This is a genomic window from Enterobacter sp. H2G27 (assembly GCF_054403075.1).
This window is the reverse complement of the sequence record NZ_JBSVSI010000001.1, coordinates 2,790,516-2,809,846: the sequence shown is the minus strand read 5'-3', so window position 1 is coordinate 2,809,846 and position 19,331 is coordinate 2,790,516. Positions and strand designations below refer to the sequence as shown.

Annotated in this window: 16 protein-coding genes; 8 read left to right on the top strand and 8 right to left on the bottom strand. The window is 55.8% G+C overall.

Annotation, left to right across the window (positions count from 1 at the left end; genetic code table 11):
• Positions 1-365: 365 nt before the first annotated feature.
• From ACW9E7_RS13290 to ACW9E7_RS13280, 3 genes are all read right to left on the bottom strand, one after another.
• Positions 366-1,079: a phosphatase PAP2 family protein gene (locus ACW9E7_RS13290; protein WP_458727903.1), complete on the bottom strand. Its 714-nt coding sequence runs from the start codon at positions 1,077-1,079 to the stop codon at positions 366-368.
• 33 nt (positions 1,080-1,112) lie between these two features.
• Positions 1,113-2,099: a CobW family GTP-binding protein gene (locus ACW9E7_RS13285; RefSeq protein WP_458727902.1), complete on the bottom strand. Its 987-nt coding sequence runs from the start codon at positions 2,097-2,099 to the stop codon at positions 1,113-1,115.
• Between the two features lie 124 nt (positions 2,100-2,223).
• The gene (locus ACW9E7_RS13280) at positions 2,224-3,690 is read right to left on the bottom strand and encodes a mannitol dehydrogenase family protein (RefSeq protein ID WP_458727901.1); all 1,467 of its coding nucleotides are present in this window, start codon (positions 3,688-3,690) and stop codon (positions 2,224-2,226) included.
• A gap of 205 nt (positions 3,691-3,895) precedes the next feature.
• Between ACW9E7_RS13280 and uxuA the strand changes: the two genes are divergently transcribed.
• Positions 3,896-5,086: a mannonate dehydratase gene (uxuA, locus tag ACW9E7_RS13275; protein ID WP_458727900.1), complete on the top strand. Its 1,191-nt coding sequence runs from the start codon at positions 3,896-3,898 to the stop codon at positions 5,084-5,086.
• A 116-nt stretch (positions 5,087-5,202) separates the two neighbouring features.
• Here the strand turns inward: uxuA and yeiP are convergent, their stop codons facing one another.
• Entirely contained in the window at positions 5,203-5,775 is a 573-nt protein-coding gene (gene yeiP, locus ACW9E7_RS13270; protein WP_008500940.1) for an elongation factor P-like protein YeiP, read from the bottom strand.
• A gap of 164 nt (positions 5,776-5,939) precedes the next feature.
• On the opposite strand from yeiP, the gene ACW9E7_RS13265 reads away from it, so the two are divergent.
• Entirely contained in the window at positions 5,940-6,194 is a 255-nt protein-coding gene (locus tag ACW9E7_RS13265; RefSeq protein ID WP_136195582.1) for a YkgJ family cysteine cluster protein, read from the top strand.
• On the opposite strand, the gene setB is transcribed toward ACW9E7_RS13265, so the two are convergent.
• Positions 6,191-7,372 carry a sugar efflux transporter SetB gene (gene setB, locus ACW9E7_RS13260; RefSeq protein WP_458727899.1) on the bottom strand — a complete coding sequence of 394 codons (1,182 nt, stop codon included), beginning with the start codon at positions 7,370-7,372 and terminating at the stop codon, positions 6,191-6,193. The two genes, ACW9E7_RS13265 and setB, sit on opposite strands and share 4 nt — an antisense overlap.
• Before the next feature lie 361 nt (positions 7,373-7,733).
• Between setB and fruB the strand changes: the two genes are divergently transcribed.
• The 3 genes from fruB to fruA are packed head-to-tail and all read left to right on the top strand — an operon-like array spanning position 7,734 to position 11,504.
• Entirely contained in the window at positions 7,734-8,864 is a 1,131-nt protein-coding gene (gene fruB, locus ACW9E7_RS13255; RefSeq protein WP_271368643.1) for a fused PTS fructose transporter subunit IIA/HPr protein, read from the top strand.
• Entirely contained in the window at positions 8,864-9,802 is a 939-nt protein-coding gene (fruK, locus tag ACW9E7_RS13250; RefSeq protein WP_008500936.1) for a 1-phosphofructokinase, read from the top strand. The genes fruB and fruK overlap by 1 nt, the downstream gene beginning before the upstream one ends.
• Before the next feature lie 16 nt (positions 9,803-9,818).
• A complete protein-coding gene (gene fruA, locus ACW9E7_RS13245) occupies positions 9,819-11,504 on the top strand; it encodes a PTS fructose transporter subunit IIBC (RefSeq protein ID WP_127731692.1) in 1,686 nt (561 codons plus the stop codon).
• Between the two features lie 47 nt (positions 11,505-11,551).
• Here fruA and nfo read toward each other — a convergent pair whose 3' ends face one another.
• Positions 11,552-12,409 (bottom strand): deoxyribonuclease IV, encoded by an 858-nt coding sequence (gene nfo, locus ACW9E7_RS13240; protein ID WP_104950504.1) that lies wholly within the window; start codon positions 12,407-12,409, stop codon positions 11,552-11,554.
• A gap of 64 nt (positions 12,410-12,473) precedes the next feature.
• Positions 12,474-13,520: a YeiH family protein gene (locus ACW9E7_RS13235; protein ID WP_458727898.1), complete on the bottom strand. Its 1,047-nt coding sequence runs from the start codon at positions 13,518-13,520 to the stop codon at positions 12,474-12,476.
• A gap of 97 nt (positions 13,521-13,617) precedes the next feature.
• Between ACW9E7_RS13235 and yieE the strand changes: the two genes are divergently transcribed.
• From yieE to cirA, 3 genes are all read left to right on the top strand, one after another.
• Positions 13,618-14,484, top strand: a complete 867-nt coding sequence (gene yieE / locus ACW9E7_RS13230) for a DNA-binding transcriptional regulator YeiE (RefSeq protein ID WP_047346566.1) — start codon at positions 13,618-13,620, stop codon at positions 14,482-14,484.
• Between the two features lie 157 nt (positions 14,485-14,641).
• Entirely contained in the window at positions 14,642-16,111 is a 1,470-nt protein-coding gene (locus tag ACW9E7_RS13225; protein WP_133294820.1) for an amino acid permease, read from the top strand.
• A 224-nt stretch (positions 16,112-16,335) separates the two neighbouring features.
• The gene (gene cirA / locus ACW9E7_RS13220; RefSeq protein ID WP_115875854.1) at positions 16,336-18,306 is read left to right on the top strand and encodes a catecholate siderophore receptor CirA; all 1,971 of its coding nucleotides are present in this window, start codon (positions 16,336-16,338) and stop codon (positions 18,304-18,306) included.
• Between the two features lie 99 nt (positions 18,307-18,405).
• Here the strand turns inward: cirA and fghA are convergent, their stop codons facing one another.
• Positions 18,406-19,233, bottom strand: coding sequence for an S-formylglutathione hydrolase (gene fghA, locus ACW9E7_RS13215; RefSeq protein WP_111965316.1), 828 nt, complete (start codon positions 19,231-19,233; stop codon positions 18,406-18,408).
• Positions 19,234-19,331 lie beyond the last annotated feature (98 nt).

Genomic DNA, 19,331 nt, shown 5'->3' with positions numbered 1-19,331 from the left:
GCCAAACGTGACGAGACTAATTATCTGTTCACATTGAGACAATTCTTTCTGGTCACATTTGTGGTACAGCGCACAAAATTATTCGCCAGCGAAATAATTATCTCTATGGGGCAAAACGAGTTCGAGATTAACCGATTGCCTGGGGTATTGCGAGAAAAAAAAGCCTTTTTTTTATAAGAAAATGTGATACAGAAAGTAAAAATTCGTAATTGCTTAAAATGCGGTCAGAACCGAGGCTTTATCGCGCAATTGCTTCATTTTTATCATGAATGTGATGACAAGAATATGACGCTGGGAAAAGATCGTGGCGGAAAGGCTATCGGGGATCATGTCGATCCCTGATAGCTCACGTTAATTTAGGTTAGTTATTTGTTTAATTGTTGTTGCGCTCTGCCGGGAAGATAGCGATCGAACAGCGCTATTATCCTGTCGCTCAGTGGGGTCATCAAACACCACGGCAGCGCAATCAGCGCCACGGAAAGCGAACCGACGGCAATATCGGTGAACCAGTGAGCGCCAATCATTACGCGCGGGGAGGCAAAAACCACAAAAATAATCAGGGCTATGGCAAACGCTTTTCTGCCGAAATAGCGAAGCATAATTGCGGAAAAAATAAGCAGCATCATGCCGTGATCGCCAGGGAAACTGTCCTTCGACGCATCTTTTGTTGGAATATGCAGCAGCTCACTGACGCGATAGATATCGGTGAAAAAGAGCGTTGGGCTGGAACGCTTAACCGGAATAATCGCGGTGGCCAGCTGGTTAATGACGACAGCAAACAGCAGCATCACCAGACCGATAATCAGAATACGCCGACGCCCGGCTTTGTCCTCTTTCAGCCAGAAAGAGAGCATCAGGCAGCCCATCGCCAGCAGCGAGAAGCCGTCAAAGGCGCGGTTGTTGGTAATTGCCACCAGCCACAGGAACGCGTTGCTCTTCACCAGCTCCTGATTGAAGAAGTGAAAAATGGCAGAATCCAGTGGGAACCAGAAACCATGATCTGCCGGGATATACCAGGAGAAGAAAAGCGCCAGACCGGCGACATTAAGCAGTAATATCAGGGGAAATCGAGTTGTCATAACGTTCTGCATAGAGTTAAAACTGGGGCAACGTTAGCCGCCCGAACTTAAACGAATCCTCAACAGACTGGACTGGAGGGCATTCCAGTCGGCGTTAACCGCACTAATTAACTCTATACGGCTGTCAGGCGGCGCCACGTTTTGCGTTTCAATAAAGAAATCGTCGCCCTGGCGGTTGATCCGCACCAGTCCGTCCGGGGTGCGCATGATCCCTTTCACGCGATCGACGGGCGCAAGACGGGCCCACTCCAGGATCCCGATGGTGTCAAAAACGGTTTCAGCATCAAAAATCCATCCGCAGGCCTGATATCCCTGGCCGCTATTCAGATTACGACGCCAGCGCTGGTGTTCCGGCAGACTCAGGGCTGCCAGACCCTGTTTAACCGGATGACTGTGCGAATGCTCCGCGCTGGCGGGCAGCTCGGTGCGGTTCAGACGAGGCTGGTTAAGCAGGGCGCTATCAATATTCCCCTGGGTGGTCTGCACCCGCGTGCGATTGCCGCCAAAATGTTGCCACCACGCATCCAGCGCGGCCTGGCTTTCAGCCGTGGCGCGATCTGCTTTATTCGCGACAATAACGTCAGCGGAGGCGAGCTGATCGCGGAAGTTCTCATTTGCCACCGCCTTGTCATCCAGAAGCTGACGCGGATCGAGCAGGCACAGGGTGGCGCGCAAATCGATCCACGGCTCGTAAACCGGGGCGGTCAGTAAATCGAGGATTTGCTTAGGGTGACCCAGCCCGGTAGGTTCAATCAGCAGGCGGTCAGGTTTGCCCTGACGCAGCAGGGTATTTAGGCCGACCTGCATAGGTAGGCCATTGACGCAGCACATGCACCCGCCGGGGATCTCTTTAATCATCGCGCCGCTGGATGACAGCAACGCGCCGTCAATGCCCACCTCGCCAAATTCATTGACCAGTACGGCCCACTTCTCGGCCGGATCTTTATTCGCCAGCAGGTGGAGAATTGAGGTGGTTTTACCGCTGCCGAGAAAACCGGTGATGAGGTTGGTTTTGGTCACGTGCGCTCCAGATGAGAATTGTGATGCTATAACACTATTCTCTCTATCCTGGCGAAAAACGTGACCTGTGAGAAGGGGAAGGGCGAACGGAGGCCTCATCCGTTCGCGTTAAGCGCAATAATCGTTAAATATTTAACGTTTCGATAACAGCCTGACGTGCGCCGTTGCGGATAATGCGCTGGTATGCCTGGCGGACAGTCTCCACAAAGACGCTGTTTTGTGCGAGATCGTGACCAAAGACCTCACTCAGCCCCAGCAGCGCGTTAACGCGGTCGGCGTCGCTGCTGGCGTTGACGATGGCGCGGATTTTATCGCTGAGGGGATCGCGAACGTCAATCGCATTGCCACGGTCGTCGATACCGCTGACGTAGCGTATCCAGCCGGCCACGCCCAGAGCCAGCAGCGGCCACGGCGTATTTCGCTCAAGATGAACGCGGATCCCGTCAAGCATTCTCTGGGGCAGCTTCTGGCTACCGTCCATCGCGATTTGCCAGGTCCGATGCTGGAGGGCCGGGTTGGCAAAGCGTTCAATTAGGCTATCGGCGTAGGCGGTGAAATCGACATCCTTAATCCGTAACGTGGGGGCCTGCTCGTTCAGCATCAGCCGACGGGCGGCTTCACGGAACGCCGCGTCCTCCATGCATTCATTAATATGCGCGTAGCCCGCGAGGTACCCCAGATACGCCAGGAAAGAGTGGCTGCCGTTGAGCATGCGTAATTTCATCTGCTCCCACGGCAGAACATCCTGCACCATCTGGACACCCGCCACTTCCCACTCGGGACGGCCTGCGACAAAATTATCTTCCACCACCCACTGAATAAACGGTTCGCAGCTGATGGCGCACGGATCTTCAACGCCGAGCGCGTCGGTGATTTCCGCCAGCGATGCTTCCGTCGCGGCGGGAACAATTCTGTCAACCATCGTTCCCGGGAAGCTCACGTGGCTATCAATCCATTCAGACAGCGCCGCGGAACGCTTTTGCGCCATGCCCAGCACCGCGTTTTTGACCACGTGCCCGTTATCCGGGATGTTGTCGCAGGAGAGCACGGTAAACGCAGGCAAACCGCGCTCGCGGCGGCGGTGGAGCGCTTCGACCAGGATCCCTGGGGCAGAATGTGGCTCTGAGGGGTTTTCAAGGTCGTGGACGATCCGGGGGTTATTCAGATCGAGTTTTCCGGTCGCGGGATCGATGCAATAGCCTTTTTCCGTGATGGTGAGCGATACAATCGCGACCTGAGGCTCGCAAAATTTCTCAATAATGGCGGGCAGGGAGTCCAGCTTTGCGTTCAGGCACTCATGGACGGCGCCGACGATAATCGCCTCATTTCCATCAGCCCCTTTCTCCAGCACGGTGAACAGATGCTCCTGCGCGCGCAGCTGGCTCATCAGCACGTCGCCGCTGAACAGGCTAATCTCACAAATCCCCCAGTCGCCGCCTTTTTCATTCAGCACCCTATTTGTTAACAAGGCCTGGTGCGCACGGTGAAACGCGCCAAAGCCAAAGTGAACGATGCGGGAGCGTAATGACTGGCGATCGTAGCGAGGTTGCTGAACCCCGGCAGGAAGGACGGTAGAGGCAATTGTCTTCATGAGATACACACCTGATTAACCATTAATTAACAATGCCAGTGTAAAGTTATATGACAGCAAATAAAATTGGTGAGCCGTAAATATCCCCGTTATGTGAGTTTGATCAATCAATGTGTGGCGGTGTATTGACCCTTCACGGTAAACATGTATGGTAGTCGTCATTGCGGTAATGCATATTGGTATAACAACTTAAGAGGGTGAGGCAATGGAACAAACCTGGCGTTGGTACGGGCCGAACGATCCGGTTTCTCTTGATGATGTGCGTCAGGCTGGCGCAACGGGTGTCGTCACGGCGCTGCATCATATTCCTAACGGTCAGGTCTGGCCGGTAGAGGAAATACAGACGCGTCAGGCGCTGCTGGCGGAGAAGGGATTAACCTGGTCTGTGGTGGAAAGCATTCCTGTTCATGAAGATATCAAAACCCATTCCGGGGAGTATCAGACCTGGATTGCTAACTATCAGCAGAGCATTCGTAACCTCGCGGCCTGCGGTATTGATACGGTTTGCTATAACTTCATGCCCATCCTCGACTGGACGCGAACCGACCTCGAATATCAGATGCCGGACGGCTCAAAAGCGCTGCGTTTCGATCAGATTGCCTTTGCAGCGTTCGAGTTGCACATCCTGAAACGGCCTGGCGCTGAAGCGGATTACACCGCGGAAGAGCAGCAGCAGGCACTCGAATGGTTCAATGCAGCCAGCGACGCGGACATCGAAAAGCTGACCCGTAATATTATTGCGGGCCTGCCGGGTGCCGAAGAGGGGTATACGCTGGATCAGTTCCGCGCCCGCCTGGCGGAATACGGCAATATTGATAAGCACCAGCTGCGTGAAAACATGGCGTATTTCCTGCGCGCTATCGTGCCGGTTGCGGAAGAGGTAGGGGTTCGCCTGGCCGTGCACCCGGACGATCCACCGCGTCCCATTCTCGGCCTGCCGCGCATTGTTTCCACAATTGAAGATATGCAGTGGCTGAAAGAGACGGTCGACAGCATCTATAACGGCTTCACCATGTGTACCGGCTCCTACGGCGTGCGGGCAGATAACGATCTGGTGCGGATGATTAAAACCTTCGGCGACCGCATTCATTTTACGCATCTGCGCGCGACCTGCCGTGAAGAGAACCCAAAAACCTTCCACGAGGCGGCTCACCTGGGCGGCGATGTGAATATGGTGGCGGTGGTAGACGCCATTCTGGCCGAAGAGGCGCGTCGCAAGCAGATTGGCGATGTGCGTCCTATTCCGTTCCGTCCTGACCACGGCCACCAGATGCTGGACGATCTGCGTAAGAAAACCAACCCAGGCTATTCTGCGATTGGCCGTCTTAAAGGTATGGCGGAAGTGCGCGGCGTTGAGCTGGCGTTGAAGATGACGAAGTATCCGGAGCTTCTGTAAGCTCTGTTGCCCGGTGGAGCTACGCTTACCGGGCCTACAAAAAAACCGGCCTGAGAGCCGGTTTTTTTGTTTTGTAGGTCGGGTAAGGCGAAGCCGCCATCCGACAAACGCCGCAATCAGTCAGCGCGACCCATATAGCGTTTTTCTTCGATATGGATGCGGATCTTCTCGCCAGCGGAGAGGTATTCCGGCACCTGCACCACCAGGCCGGTCGTCAGGGTAGCCGGTTTGTTGCGGGCACTGGCGGATGCGCCTTTGATGCCGGGTGCCGTTTCAACGATTTCCAGATCGACGGTCTGAGGCAGTTCCAGCGCCAGCAGCACGCCATCCCAGGTCAGAACCTGCATGTCAGGCATACCGCCTTCAGGAATGAACAGCAGCTCTTCTTCAATCTGATCTTTAGTGAAGATGTACGGGGTGTAATCTTCTTTGTCCATGAACACGTATTCGTTGCCGTCGATGTAGGAGAAATCAACATAGCGACGGGTCAGGGTCACGGTATCGACAATATCGTCACCTTTGAAGCGTTCTTCCACTTTGAGGCCGGTACGCACATCGGCGAAACGCATTTTATACAGCGTTGCTGCACCACGGGCGCTTGGTGCCTGAATGTCGATATCTTTCACAATCAGCAGTTTGCCGTTGTAATTCAGCACCATACCTTTCTTAATTTCGTTCGCTCTTGGCATTGCAGTAATCCTGTTTACGGGAGGTAAAAAATATCGCGCCAAATTACTCGCGCGCGGCCTTTCAGGCAAGTGGAATTCGTGGCTTTTGCTATCAATACGCAAAAGGTGTTACTGTGCGCGCGATGCCCGACTACGCGGGCCATCGTCAGCGAAAGAGAGCATTTATGGATTGCCGTCCCGATTGTGGCGCGTGCTGTACTGCACCGTCCATTTCAAGCCCCATTCCTGGAATGCCCGAGGGCAAGCCTGCCAATACTCGCTGCGTTCAGCTCTCTGAAACCAACCTGTGCATGATCTTTGGCTCACCGCTGCGTCCGAAGGTCTGCTCCGGGCTTCAGCCCACGGCCGAAATGTGTGGCAGCACGCGCGAGCAGGCGATGACGTACCTTCTTGAGCTTGAAGCGCTCACCGCACCTTAAACGTCTTTAATCCTCGCCAGACAGCCAATCGTCAGCGTACACATCACCAGCGCAATCCAGAATACCGTGTGATAGTTCCAGATTTCTGCCACGACACCGGCCATTGAGCCGGCGATAATCCACCCCACGCGGGTGGTATTAGTATAAAGGGTGGTGGCAGAGCCTGCCTGGCCCGGCATCAAATCCTGGAAATAGAGCATGCCTATCCCCGCGAGAATGCCAATATAGACGGCGTTCAGCAGCTGTAACGCCAGCAATAGCCCCGGCGTATGTACCGTCAGCATACCGACATAGAACAGCAGACCGGCGAAGGCGGCAATGCGCATTAAAAAACGCTTTCCGAAGCGCTTTGCGTAATAGCCCGCAATGAGCATGGTCGGGATCTCAAGCCCGGCCGCGGTGCCCATCATGATTCCCGCCAGCTTTTCCGACAGGTGCAGTTCATCAATAATAAACAGCGGCATATTGATGATATACAGGCTATTGGTGCCCCACATCAGCGTGCAGACAACAAACAGGAGCAGGGCATCGCGGCGGTTACGGCGCGGCGCTTCCAGCACGCCCGTTGCCACTTTGGGCTCTTTGCGCATGGACGGCAGGAAGAACCACACCAGCGCGCCGCATACCACAAACGCGACAGCGGCACTCAGGTACATTACCGTAAAGCCAAAACCCATCGCCAGCGCGTAGGCCAACGGCGGGCCAATCACCCATGCCAGCGACACCTGAGCACGCAGGACAGAGCTGAACATCACCGCTTCACGTCCGGTATGGTCCGCGTGTTCGCGAGCAAGGGCGAACAGCTGGGGGTTCGCCGTTGAGCCAAAGCTGCTCAGGAATACCCCGATGAAGAGCAGAATGAAGTAGTTGCGGTTCCAGGCAAACAGAACGCAGGCCATGACCCCCAGCAGGCAGCAGAAAACGATCAGGCTTTTACGATCGCCTTTTCTGTCGGAGCGTCGCGCCAGAAACTGGCTGACCAGGATGCCGATGATGGCGCTTCCGGTAAAAAAGAAGCCAACCAGCGCCGGACGAACATGAACCTCATTTGTCAGAAATAGGCTCAGCGTCGGCGTCTGTAACGCACCGGCAATGCCCGTGAAGAAGGCAACAATCAGGAAGGCCGCTGAGGTTAAATCAAAGGGCTTCGGCGAGGCAGCCGCAGGGGTGTTATGCATGTTTTATAATTAGCGAGTAGCAGAGAGGGGCGGAGTGTACGCCGTCAGCAAAAAAATAAACAGTGGGTGCGGTCAATGATGCCACGAAAAATCAAAATGGCATTTCATCTTACAACCACATCGGCTGACCTTAGCTGAAACTGACTTGCTGAACTTCAGCAAAATTCAGCTGAACGAAGAAGAAATGTGCTGTATCTCTAAATTCTGACATCAGAAAGACGAGTTTACTTGCAAGGTATTGCAGAAAGCGCAAGACTTTTTGAAACGTTTCAGCGCTATCTTGTTTAAACAAACGGAGCAGGCTAGCGCATTTTTTCTCATTAAAGCTGAAACGATTCAATTTCAGCAGGAGTGGAGAACCATGTTCCAGTTATCTGTTCAGGATATCCACCCGGGCGCTCAGGCCGGGGATAAAGAAGAGGCTATTCGCAAGGTTGCCGCTGCGCTTGTGCAGGCGGGTAACGTCGCGGACGGCTATGTCAACGGCATGCTGGCCCGCGAGCAGCAGACCTCAACCTTCCTCGGCAATGGCATTGCCATTCCGCACGGCACAACCGACACCCGCGATCAGGTGTTGAAAACCGGCGTTAAGGTTTATCAGTTCCCGCAGGGCGTGCTTTGGGGCGACGGTCAGGTGGCCTATGTGGCTATCGGTATCGCGGCCAGCAGCGATGAACACTTAGGTCTGCTGCGTCAGCTGACGCATGTCCTGAGTGATGACGCGGTGGCTGAACAGCTTAAGTCCGCCACCACAGCGGAAGAGCTGCGCGCCTTGCTGATGGGCGAAAAACAGAGCGAAGCGCTGAAACTGGATAATGAAACGCTGACGCTGGACGTGGTTGCTTCCGATCTGGTGACGCTGCAGGCGCTAAACGCCGGTCGTCTGAAAGAAGCCGGCGCGGCGGATGCCACCTTTGTGACCCGCGTGATTAACGATAAGCCGTTGAATCTGGGTCAGGGTATCTGGCTGAACGACAGTGCTGAAGGCAACCTGCGCAGCGCTATCGCCGTGAGCCGCGCGGCCAATGCATTTGACGTAGAAGGCGAACGCGCGGCCATGCTGGTGACCGTAGCGATGGCTGATGAACAGCCGGTTTCCGTGCTGAAGCGTCTGGGCGACCTGTTGCTGAACAACAAAGCTGAAAAACTGCTGAACGCTGATGCCTCCACCGTGCTGGCACTGCTGACCAGTGATGATGTGCTGACGGATGACGTGCAAACTGCGGAGTTCGTGGTGCGTAACGAACACGGCCTGCATGCCCGTCCGGGTACCATGCTGGTGAATACCATTAAACAATTCGAGAGTGAGATCACCGTGGCGAATCTTGACGGCACGGGCAAACCGGCCAACGGCCGTAGTCTGATGAAAGTTGTCGCGCTGGGCGTGAAGAAAGGTCACCGTCTGCGTTTCACCGCGCAGGGTGCTGATGCTGAACAGGCGCTGAAAGCGATTGGCGACGCCATCGCGGCGGGTCTGGGGGAGGGCGCATAATGAGCAGACGTGTTGCGACTATTACGCTGAACCCGGCTTATGACCTGGTAGGATTTTGCCCGGAAATTGAGCGCGGCGAAGTCAACCTCGTGCGTACCACTGGCCTGCATGCTGCGGGCAAAGGGATTAACGTCGCGAAAGTGCTCAAGGATCTCGGTATCGACGTCACCGTGGGGGGATTCCTCGGTAAAGATAACCAGGATGGTTTCCAGCAGCTGTTCAGCGAGCTGGGCATTGCCAACCGTTTTCAGGTTGTTCAGGGCCGTACCCGTATCAACGTTAAGCTGACTGAGAAAGACGGTGAAGTGACCGATCTGAACTTTTCTGGCTTCGAAGTGACGCCGTCAGACTGGGAGCGTTTTGTTAACGATTCTCTGACCTGGCTGGGTCAGTTTGACATGGTGTGCGTCAGCGGCAGCCTGCCGTCCGGCGTGAGCCCGGAAGCGTTTACCGACTGGATGACGCGCCTTCGCAGCCAGTGCCCGTGCATTATTTTTGACAGCAGCCGCGACGCGCTGGTCGCCGGTCTGAAAGCCTCGCCGTGGCTGGTGAAGCCGAATCGCCGCGAGCTGGAAATCTGGGCGGGCCGTAAGCTGCCAGAATTAAAAGATGTGATTGACGCTGCCCATGCGCTGCGCGAGCAGGGTATCGCTCACGTGGTTATCTCGCTTGGTGCAGAAGGCGCGTTGTGGGTTAACGCGTCTGGCGAATGGATCGCCAAACCGCCGTCAATGGAAGTTGTGAGTACCGTTGGCGCAGGGGATTCAATGGTTGGCGGCCTGATTTACGGCCTGCTGATGCGTGAATCCAGTGAACATACTTTACGTCTTGCCACTGCCGTTGCTGCCCTGGCCGTAAGCCAGAGCAATGTCGGTATTACCGATCGTACCCAGTTAGCCGCGATGATGGCGCGCGTTGACTTAAAACCTTTTAACTAACAGCAGGAGAGGAATAATGAAAACGCTGCTGATCATTGACTCCGGTCTCGGACAGGCTCGCGCCTATATGGCAAAGACCTTGCTGGGAGCGGCGGCGAACAAAGCACATCTCGAGATGACTGATAACCCTGGCGATGCCGAACTGGCCATTGTACTGGGCGACAAAATCCCGGCTGACAGTGCGCTGAACGGCAAAAAAGTGTGGCTGGGCGATATTAATCGCGCGGTGGCTCATCCGGAACTGTTCCTGAGCGAAGCGAAAGGTCACGCGTCTGTTTACAGCGCGCCCGTCGCGACGGCACCGGCTGCGGCCACGGGCCCGAAACGCATTGTTGCGGTGACGGCCTGTCCGACGGGCGTGGCTCACACCTTTATGGCGGCTGAAGCCATTGAAACCGAAGCGAAAAAACGCGGCTGGTGGGTTAAAGTTGAAACGCGCGGCTCCGTCGGTGCTGGCAACGCTATCACCCCTGAAGAAGTGGCTGAAGCCGATCTGGTGATTGTGGCGGCGGATATCGAAGTGGACCTGGCGAAATTTGCCGGTAAGCCAATGTACCGCACGTCTACCGGCCTGGCGCTGAAAAAGACTGCGCAGGAGTTTGATAAAGCGCTGGTGGAAGCGAAGCCGTATCAGGCAACCGGCGCGCGCCAGACCGCGACGGAAGGTAAGAAAGAGTCCGCAGGCGCCTATCGTCACCTGCTGACCGGCGTGTCTTACATGCTGCCGATGGTGGTTGCGGGTGGTCTGTGTATCGCGCTCTCGTTCGCATTTGGTATTACCGCGTTTAAAGAGCAAGGCACGCTGGCCGCTGCGTTAATGCAGATTGGTGGCGGTTCCGCCTTCGCACTGATGGTACCCGTCCTGGCAGGCTTTATTGCTTTCTCCATCGCTGATCGTCCTGGCCTCACGCCGGGTCTTATCGGCGGTATGCTGGCCGTAAGCACCGGCTCCGGCTTTATCGGCGGTATTATCGCGGGCTTCCTGGCCGGTTACGTCGCGAAGCTCATCAGCTCGAAGCTCAAGCTGCCGCAGAGTATGGAAGCGCTGAAGCCGATTCTGATCATCCCGCTGATTTCCAGCCTGGTGGTCGGTCTGGCGATGATTTACCTGATTGGTAAGCCGGTTGCAGGCATCCTGGCGGGTCTGACCCACTGGCTGCAAACCATGGGTACCGCGAACGCGGTTCTGCTGGGGGCAATTCTCGGCGGCATGATGTGTACCGACATGGGTGGTCCGGTAAACAAAGCGGCGTACGCCTTTGGTGTTGGCCTGCTGAGTACCCAGACCTACGCGCCAATGGCAGCGATCATGGCGGCAGGTATGGTGCCACCTCTGGCGCTCGGCCTGGCGACGATTATTGCCCGTCGTAAGTTCGATAAAGCGCAGCAGGAAGGCGGTAAAGCTGCGCTGGTGCTGGGTCTGTGCTTCATCACCGAAGGCGCGATTCCGTTCGCGGCCCGTGACCCAATGCGTGTACTGCCGTGCTGTATCGCGGGTGGTGCAGTGACCGGGGCGATCTCCATGGCGATTGGCGCGAAGCTGATGGCACCACACGGCGGTCTGTTTGTTCTGCTGATCCCTGGCGCCATCACGCCGGTACTGGGCTACCTGCTGGCCATCGTCGCCGGTACGCTGGTGGCGGGTCTCTCTTACGCGGTGCTGAAACGTCCGGAAGCGGAAGTCGTGGCAAAAGCAGCGTAAGCGATAAATAATAAAAAAGCCGGGTCGCATTACGCACCCGGCTTTTTTTATGCCGCCTGTTCAGCAGTTTGCTGAGCCTTCAGCCAGGCAATCTCTTCTGCCCAGATATCCGGATTAATGGTTTCAAGCACCATCGGAATACCGTCGAAGCGGGCGTCCTGCATGATAAAGCGAAACGCATCGTGGCCAATGTTGCCTTCGCCCAGGCTGTGGTGGCGGTCAACGCGGCTGCCAAATGCGCTTTTCGCATCGTTGAGGTGCATTCCGCGCAGGTACTTAAAGCCAACAATGCGCTCGAACTCATCAAACGTGTTTTTCGTTGCCTCGGTGGTGCGCAGGTCATAGCCGGCGGCAAACGCGTGGCAGGTATCAATGCACACGCCAACGCGGGATTTATCCTCCACGCCGTCGATAATCGCCGCCAGATGTTCGAACTTAAAGCCGAGGTTGCTGCCCTGGCCGGCGGTATTCTCAATCACCGCGGTGACGCCTTTGGTCTTGTCCAGGGTGATGTTGATGGATTCGGCAATGCGCGCCAGGCAGGCATCTTCATCGATCTGCATAAGATGGCTGCCAGGATGGAAGTTCAGCAGCGTCAGCCCAAGCTGCTCACAGCGCTGAACTTCATCAAGAAACGCCTCGCGGGATTTTTCCAGCGCCTCTTCAACCGGGTGCCCGAGGTTAATGAGATAGCTGTCGTGGGGAAGGATCTGGCCTGGCCCGTAGTGGTACTTCTCACAGGCAGCTTTGAAATCGTCAATCACCTCGGCGGTGAGCGGTGCGGCGCGCCACTGGCGCTGATTTTTGGTGAACAGGGCGAAAGCGGTCGCCTCAATTTCGGCGGCACGAATGGCGGCATTCGCAAGGCCACCTGCAGCGCTGACGTGCGCTCCAACATATTTCATAAAGGGACTCCTGTTAACCCGAAATGCCTATGATAGCGGGTTAACAGGAGAAGGATGTAGTGGTTTATGCCATCAGGCTATGGACCGCGAGGTTAATCGCGCCGCCGCCGACAATCAGCCAGATGAAGAGTACCAGCGCCATCAGCAGCGGTTTCGCACCGGCTTTTTTCAGCGCGCTGACGTGTGTAGTCACTCCCAGGGCCGCCATGGCCATCGCCAGCAGTACGGTATCCAGCGTCACCAGCATATCCACTACCGATTCGGGCAGCAGGTGGAAGGAGTTAAAGATAGCGACCACGATAAACAGGATCGCAAACCATGGAATGGTGATTTTACTTTTCTGATTACTGTCCGCCGGTGCCAGCTGTTTAACCCGTGCAGCAAGGAAAATCAGGAACGGCGCCAGCATCATCACGCGCAGCATTTTGGCAATCACCGCCGCGTTTTCGGCTTCAGGGTTAATAGCATGTCCTGCCGCCACCACCTGGGCCACTTCGTGCATGGTCGAACCGATATAGATGCCGTAGGTTTCCGGGCTAAACCAGTGGGCAACCAGCGGATACATGGCCGGGTAGAGGAAAATCGCCAGCGTACCGAAGATCACCACCGTCGCTACCGCCACCGTCACCTTACTGGCTTCGGCTTTAACAACGGGTTCCGTTGCCAGCACCGCCGCGGCCCCACAGATACTGCTCCCGGCACCGATCAGCCAGCTGGTTTGCCTGTCCAGGCCAAACACTTTCTGGCCGATAAAACAGGCCAGCAAAAAGGTGCTGGTCAGGGTCAGGACGTCGATGGCGATCCCGCTCACGCCCACATCCGCAATCTGCGAAAAAGTGAGACGGAAGCCGTAAAGAATGATCCCAAGACGCAGCAGATGCTGCTTGGCAAAGATCACGCCGCCGTCGCAGGATTTCCAGATATGTGGATAAACGGTGTTACCCACGACCATGCCCAGCAAAATGGCCAGCGTCAGCGCGCTGAAACCTGCGCCTGCGATGGCCGGGATGCTGCCGCCCCATAGCGCGACGGCGGTCACTGCGGCGCTGAGCGCAAGACCCGGCACGAAGTGCCACACTGTACGATGATGTTGTAAGGTGATTTCTGACATAACCTTCTCCTTTGTCTGGCTAAAGGTTACGGCGCTCTGGCTTAAAAATAAAATTGATTATATACTTATAATCAATCTATATAAGTGGTAAACAACCATGCACATTACTCTGCGTCAGCTGGAAGTGTTTGCCGAGGTGCTGAAAAGCGGCTCGACGACCCAGGCGTCACAAATGCTGGCGCTCTCGCAGTCTGCGGTCAGCGCGGCGTTGACCGATCTTGAAGGACAGCTGGGCGTTCAGCTTTTTGACAGGGTAGGGAAGCGTCTGGTGGTCAATGAGCACGGTCGTCTTCTTTATCCACGCGCGCTGGCGCTGCTGGAGCAGGCTATCGAAATCGAGCAGCTGTTCCGCGAAGACAATGGCGCGATCCGCGTCTACGCCAGCAGCACCATCGGGAACTACATCCTGCCGGAAGTGATTGCCCGCTACCGCCGGGATTTCCCGACCCTGCCGCTGGAGATGAGCGTGGGGAACAGCCAGGACGTCATCAACGCGGTGATCGACTTCCGCGTGGATATCGGCCTCATCGAAGGACCCTGCCATAACGTCGATATTATTGCCGAGCCCTGGCTGGAAGATGAGCTGGTGGTGTTTGCCTCCCCGGCCTCGTCGTTATTGCAGGGCGAGGTGACGCTGGAGCGCCTGGCGCAGGCGCAGTGGATCCTGCGCGAGCAGGGCTCCGGCACGCGTGAAATTGTCGATTATCTGCTGCTTTCTCATCTGCCGCATTTCCAGTTAGGGATGGAGCTTGGGAACTCTGAGGCCATCAAGCACGCGGTGCGCCACGGGCTCGGCATCAGCTGTCTTTCCCGGCGCGTTATTGCCGAACAGCTGGAGACCGGATCGCTGGTTGAAATCCCCATCCCGCTCCCGAAACTGGTGCGCACGCTGTGGTGCATTCATCATCGTCAGAAACACCTTTCCAGTTCTTTGCAGCGTTTTCTGCGGTATTGCGAGATGTAATCTTCCCCTCACCCTAAAGGGGAGAGGGAAAAATTATGCTTTACTTATAATCCTGGCCGAGTCATGAAGCTCTCTTATAACTGAGTATTTCTGCCGGAAGGAACGCGGATCGTCTGCTACAATCGCGCCTCATTTATTAAATGGACAGCATTTTCATATGGTTTCAGAAATTAAAACCACAGAAGCGCCCACGCTACGTCGTGAACTCAAGGCGCGTCACCTGACGATGATCGCCATTGGCGGCTCCATCGGTACAGGTCTTTTCGTTGCCTCTGGCGCAACGATTTCGGCAGCAGGCCCGGGTGGGGCACTTTTCTCTTATATCCTGATTGGCCTGATGGTGTACTTCCTGATGACCAGTCTTGGCGAACTGGCCGCGTACATGCCGGTATCCGGTTCGTTCTCGACCTACGGTCAAAAATACGTTGAAGAAGGCTTTGGCTTCGCGCTGGGCTGGAACTACTGGTACAACTGGGCGGTCACTATCGCCGTTGACCTCGTTGCCGCACAGCTGGTGATGAACTGGTGGTTCCCGGATACGCCGGGCTGGATCTGGAGCGCCCTGTTCCTGGCCGTTATTTTCCTGCTGAACTACATCTCCGTGCGCGGTTTCGGCGAAGCGGAATACTGGTTCTCTTTGATCAAAGTGGCAACCGTCATCATCTTTATCGTCGTCGGTGTGGCGATGATCGTTGGTATTTTCAAAGGCGCAGAACCTGCGGGCTGGAGTAACTGGACAACAGGCGATGCGCCGTTTGCCGGTGGACTGTCGGCAATGATTGGCGTGGCGATGATTGTCGGCTTCTCCTTCCAGGGGACCGAGCTGATTGGTATCGCTGCCGGTGAGTCAGAGAACCCGGAGAAGAATATTCCGCGCGCGGTTCGTCAGGTCTTCTGGCGTATCCTGCTGTTCTATGTGTTCGCGATCCTGATTATCAGCCTCATCATCCCGTACACCGATCCAAGCCTGCTGCGTAATGACGTTAAAGACATTAGCGTTAGCCCGTTCACGCTGGTCTTCCAGCACGCCGGTCTGCTTTCTGCCGCGGCAGTGATGAACGCCGTTATCCTGACCGCTGTGCTTTCAGCCGGTAACTCCGGGATGTACGCGTCCACCCGTATGCTCTACACGCTGGCATGCGACGGTAAAGCGCCGCGTATTTTCGCGAAGCTGTCCCGTGGCGGCGTACCGCGTAACGCGCTGTACGCCACTACGGTGATCGCCGGTCTGTGCTTCCTGACCTCTATGTTTGGCAACCAGACGGTGTACCTGTGGCTGCTTAACACCTCCGGGATGACGGGCTTTATTGCCTGGCTGGGGATTGCCATTAGCCACTATCGTTTCCGCCGTGGCTACGTCAAACAGGGTTATGACGTTAACCAGCTGCCGTATCGCTCAGGGTTCTTCCCGCTGGGTCCCATTTTCGCCTTCATTCTGTGCCTGATCATTACGCTGGGACAGAACTATGAAGCGTTCCTGGCGGACACCATTGACTGGGGCGCCGTCACGGCGACCTACATTGGTATTCCGCTGTTCCTCGTTATCTGGTTTGGCTACAAGCTGACGAAAGGAACAAAATTCGTTCGCTACAGTGAAATGGAATTCCCGGAACGATTTAAACAATAACCGCACTTCCTCTCTTTTAACCCGCTCATTCGAGCGGGTTTTTTTATTCCCGTATCCTGAAACAAAGATATATTTCTTAACAATTTAATTGATAATAATTATCGTTTGCTTTATCGTTATCACAAATAAGCGTGTCACCGACCCACCGCAGATGTGGGCGGCAGGGAAGACGCTGTGAGCAATGATGATTTGATTTAGTTGTATTTACCTCATGGAGATATGGAATGTTTAGGTTGAATCCCTTCGTCAGGGGAGGACTTTGTGCGTCCGCAATGTCCCTGGCCCTGCCTGTTATCGCAGCGGAATCCGGCGACACAATGGTTGTCACGGCCTCCGCGACCGAGCAAAACCTGAAAGACGCACCGGCAAGCATCAGCGTGATTACCCAGGAAGATTTGCAGCGCAAACCCGTTCAGAACCTGAAAGATGTGTTACGGGATGTGCCGGGCGTTCAGCTCACGAGCGAAGGGGACAACCGTAAAGGGGTAAGTATCCGTGGACTGGACAGCAGCTACACGCTGATCCTGATCGACGGCAAGCGCGTCAATTCCCGTAACGCGGTGTTCCGCCATAATGATTTCGACCTCAACTGGGTGCCGGTTGACGCCATCGAACGAATCGAAGTGGTGCGCGGACCGATGTCTTCTCTGTACGGTTCCGATGCGCTGGGCGGCGTGGTGAACATTATCACCAAAAAAATCGGCCAGAAATGGACGGGCACCCTGAGCGCCGATTCCACAATTCAGGAACATCGCGACCGTGGCGACACGTATAACGGTCAGTTCTATACCAGCGGTCCGCTGGTGGACGGTCTGCTGGGGCTGAAAGCCTACGGTAGCCTCGCGAAGCGTGAGAAAGACGGTCAGCAGAAGTCCTCTACCACGGCGAGCGGTGAAACGCCGCGCATTGAGGGCTTCACCAGCCGCGATGCGAATGTGGAGTTCGCCTGGACACCGTCTGAAAACCACGACTTTACGGCGGGCTACGGCTTCGACCGTCAGGATCGTGACTCGGATTCCCTCGACAAAAACCGCCTTGAGCGGCAGAACTACTCGCTCAGCCACAACGGCCGCTGGGGCGTCGGCAACAGCGAGCTGAAGGTTTACGGCGAAAAGGTAGATAACAAGAACCCGGGCAACAGCAATCCGATCACCTCCGAGAGCAACGCGGTGGACGGGAAATACGTGCTGCCGCTGGGCGAAATCAACCAGCTGCTGACCTTCGGCGGCGAATGGCGTCACGATAAGCTGAAGGATCCTGTCAACCTGACGGGCGGTTCCAGCAGCAGTACGTCGACAAGCCAGTATGCCCTGTTCCTTGAAGATGAGTGGCGTATCTTTGAACCTCTGGCGCTGACCACCGGCATCCGTATGGATGACCATGATACCTACGGCGACCACTGGAGCCCGCGCGCCTATCTGGTCTACAACGCGACCGATACCGTAACGGTGAAAGGGGGCTGGGCTACCGCGTTTAAAGCGCCGTCTCTGCTGCAGCTGAGCCCGGACTGGGTCACCGGCTCGTGCCGCGGTGCCTGTGAGATTGTTGGTAACCCGGACCTGAAGCCGGAAACCAGCGAGAGCTTTGAATTCGGTCTGTACTACAGTGGGGAAGAGGGCTGGTTAGAGGGCGTGCAGGCCAGCGTCACCACCTTCCAGAATAATGTGGATGACCGTATCAGCATCAGCCGTACGGCCAATGCGAAACAGGCCCAGGGCTACACTAACTATGTTGGACTGAATGCTGACGGTGAACCGATTTTCCGGTATTACAACGTAAACAAGGCGCGCATCCGCGGGGTGGAAACAGAGGTAAAGTTCCCGGTTGCTGAAGACTGGAAGGTGACGCTGAACTACACCTACAACGACGGTCGTGATATCAGCAACGGCGGCAACAAGCCGCTGTCCGATCTGCCGTTCCACACCGCCAACGGAACCGTTGACTGGAAGGCAACGCAGGACTGGTCGTTCTATGTTCAGGGTAACTACACCGGTGAGAAACGCGCGCTGACCAGCAGTGCTCCAACGCCGGGTGGCTATGTCATCTGGAATACCGGCGCCGCGTGGCAGGTAACGAAAGCCGTTAAGCTACGCGCGGGCGTGCAGAACCTGCTGGACAAAGATCTGAGCCGTGACGATTACAGCTACACGGAAGATGGCCGTCGCTACTTTGTCGGCGTGGATTATAAGTTCTGATGTAGCCTGGATGCCCGGTGGCGCTTCGCTTGCCGGGCCTACAAAACCCACGAATGTAGGCCGGGTAAGGCGAAGCCGCCACCCGGCAATCGGCTGCACTTAGCCAAACAAATGCTCCGCATGGAAGCGAAGATGATCCTCAATAAAGGACGCGATGAAGTAATAGCTGTGATCGTATCCCGGCTGAATGCGCAGCGTCAGCGGCCAGTCTTTCTGGCGTGCCGCTTCTGCCAGCACCGCAGGCTGCAGCTGTCCGGCGAGGAACTGATCCGCATCACCCTGATCGATAAGCATCGGGATCGCATTTGCTGAGCTGCTGGCCAGCATCAGCGCACTGCTATCCCATTCCAGCCATTTCGCTTCATCTTCACCCAGATAGTTCGTGAAGGCTTTCTGCCCCCACGGCACCTGCGTTGGGTTCACAATCGGCGCAAAGGCCGACGCGCTGACGTATTTCCCCGGATTTTTCAGCGCCATGATAAGCGCCCCGTGTCCGCCCATCGAGTGGCCGCTGATCGCGCAGCGCTCGCCAACCGCAAACTGCGACTGCACCAGCGCAGGAAGTTCATCGCGAATGTAATCATACATGCGGTAATGGCGCGCCCAGGGCTGCTCGGTCGCATTGACATAAAACCCGGCGCCTTTGCCCAGATCGTATCCCGCATCGTCGGCCACATCATCGCCGCGCGGGCTGGTGTCAGGCATCACCAGCGCAATACCCAGCTCGGCAGCAATACGCTGCGCCCCCGCTTTGGTGGTGAAGTTTTCGTCATTGCAGGTCAAGCCTGAAAGCCAGAACAGAACCGGCGGATTTTCCGTCGGCGGCAGGAAAATGCTGAACGTCATCGCACAGTTCAGGACGGTGGAGTCATGCCGCCAGCGCTGCTGTCGACCTTCAAAACAACGGTGCTCTTCGAGCAGTTCCATGCAGGGCTCCTTAATGAGAATGCGTATTCATAAAAACCATAATACAGCCTTTTCATTGACCTGTGAGCAACTTTCACTTTCGCCTGACGGCCAGATGC

Coding starts and splice junctions, on each gene's coding strand:
- yeiP (WP_008500940.1), bottom strand. CDS start 5,775: ATGCCAAGAGCGAACGAAATTAAGAAAGGTATGGTGCTGAATTACAAC.
- yieE (WP_047346566.1), top strand. CDS start 13,618: ATGCACATTACTCTGCGTCAGCTGGAAGTGTTTGCCGAGGTGCTGAAA.
- fruA (WP_127731692.1), top strand. CDS start 9,819: ATGAAAACGCTGCTGATCATTGACTCCGGTCTCGGACAGGCTCGCGCC.
- ACW9E7_RS13235 (WP_458727898.1), bottom strand. CDS start 13,520: ATGTCAGAAATCACCTTACAACATCATCGTACAGTGTGGCACTTCGTG.
- uxuA (WP_458727900.1), top strand. CDS start 3,896: ATGGAACAAACCTGGCGTTGGTACGGGCCGAACGATCCGGTTTCTCTT.
- ACW9E7_RS13265 (WP_136195582.1), top strand. CDS start 5,940: ATGGATTGCCGTCCCGATTGTGGCGCGTGCTGTACTGCACCGTCCATT.
- ACW9E7_RS13290 (WP_458727903.1), bottom strand. CDS start 1,079: ATGACAACTCGATTTCCCCTGATATTACTGCTTAATGTCGCCGGTCTG.
- cirA (WP_115875854.1), top strand. CDS start 16,336: ATGTTTAGGTTGAATCCCTTCGTCAGGGGAGGACTTTGTGCGTCCGCA.
- ACW9E7_RS13225 (WP_133294820.1), top strand. CDS start 14,642: ATGGTTTCAGAAATTAAAACCACAGAAGCGCCCACGCTACGTCGTGAA.
- setB (WP_458727899.1), bottom strand. CDS start 7,372: ATGCATAACACCCCTGCGGCTGCCTCGCCGAAGCCCTTTGATTTAACC.
- fruK (WP_008500936.1), top strand. CDS start 8,864: ATGAGCAGACGTGTTGCGACTATTACGCTGAACCCGGCTTATGACCTG.
- nfo (WP_104950504.1), bottom strand. CDS start 12,409: ATGAAATATGTTGGAGCGCACGTCAGCGCTGCAGGTGGCCTTGCGAAT.
- fghA (WP_111965316.1), bottom strand. CDS start 19,233: ATGGAACTGCTCGAAGAGCACCGTTGTTTTGAAGGTCGACAGCAGCGC.
- fruB (WP_271368643.1), top strand. CDS start 7,734: ATGTTCCAGTTATCTGTTCAGGATATCCACCCGGGCGCTCAGGCCGGG.
- ACW9E7_RS13280 (WP_458727901.1), bottom strand. CDS start 3,690: ATGAAGACAATTGCCTCTACCGTCCTTCCTGCCGGGGTTCAGCAACCT.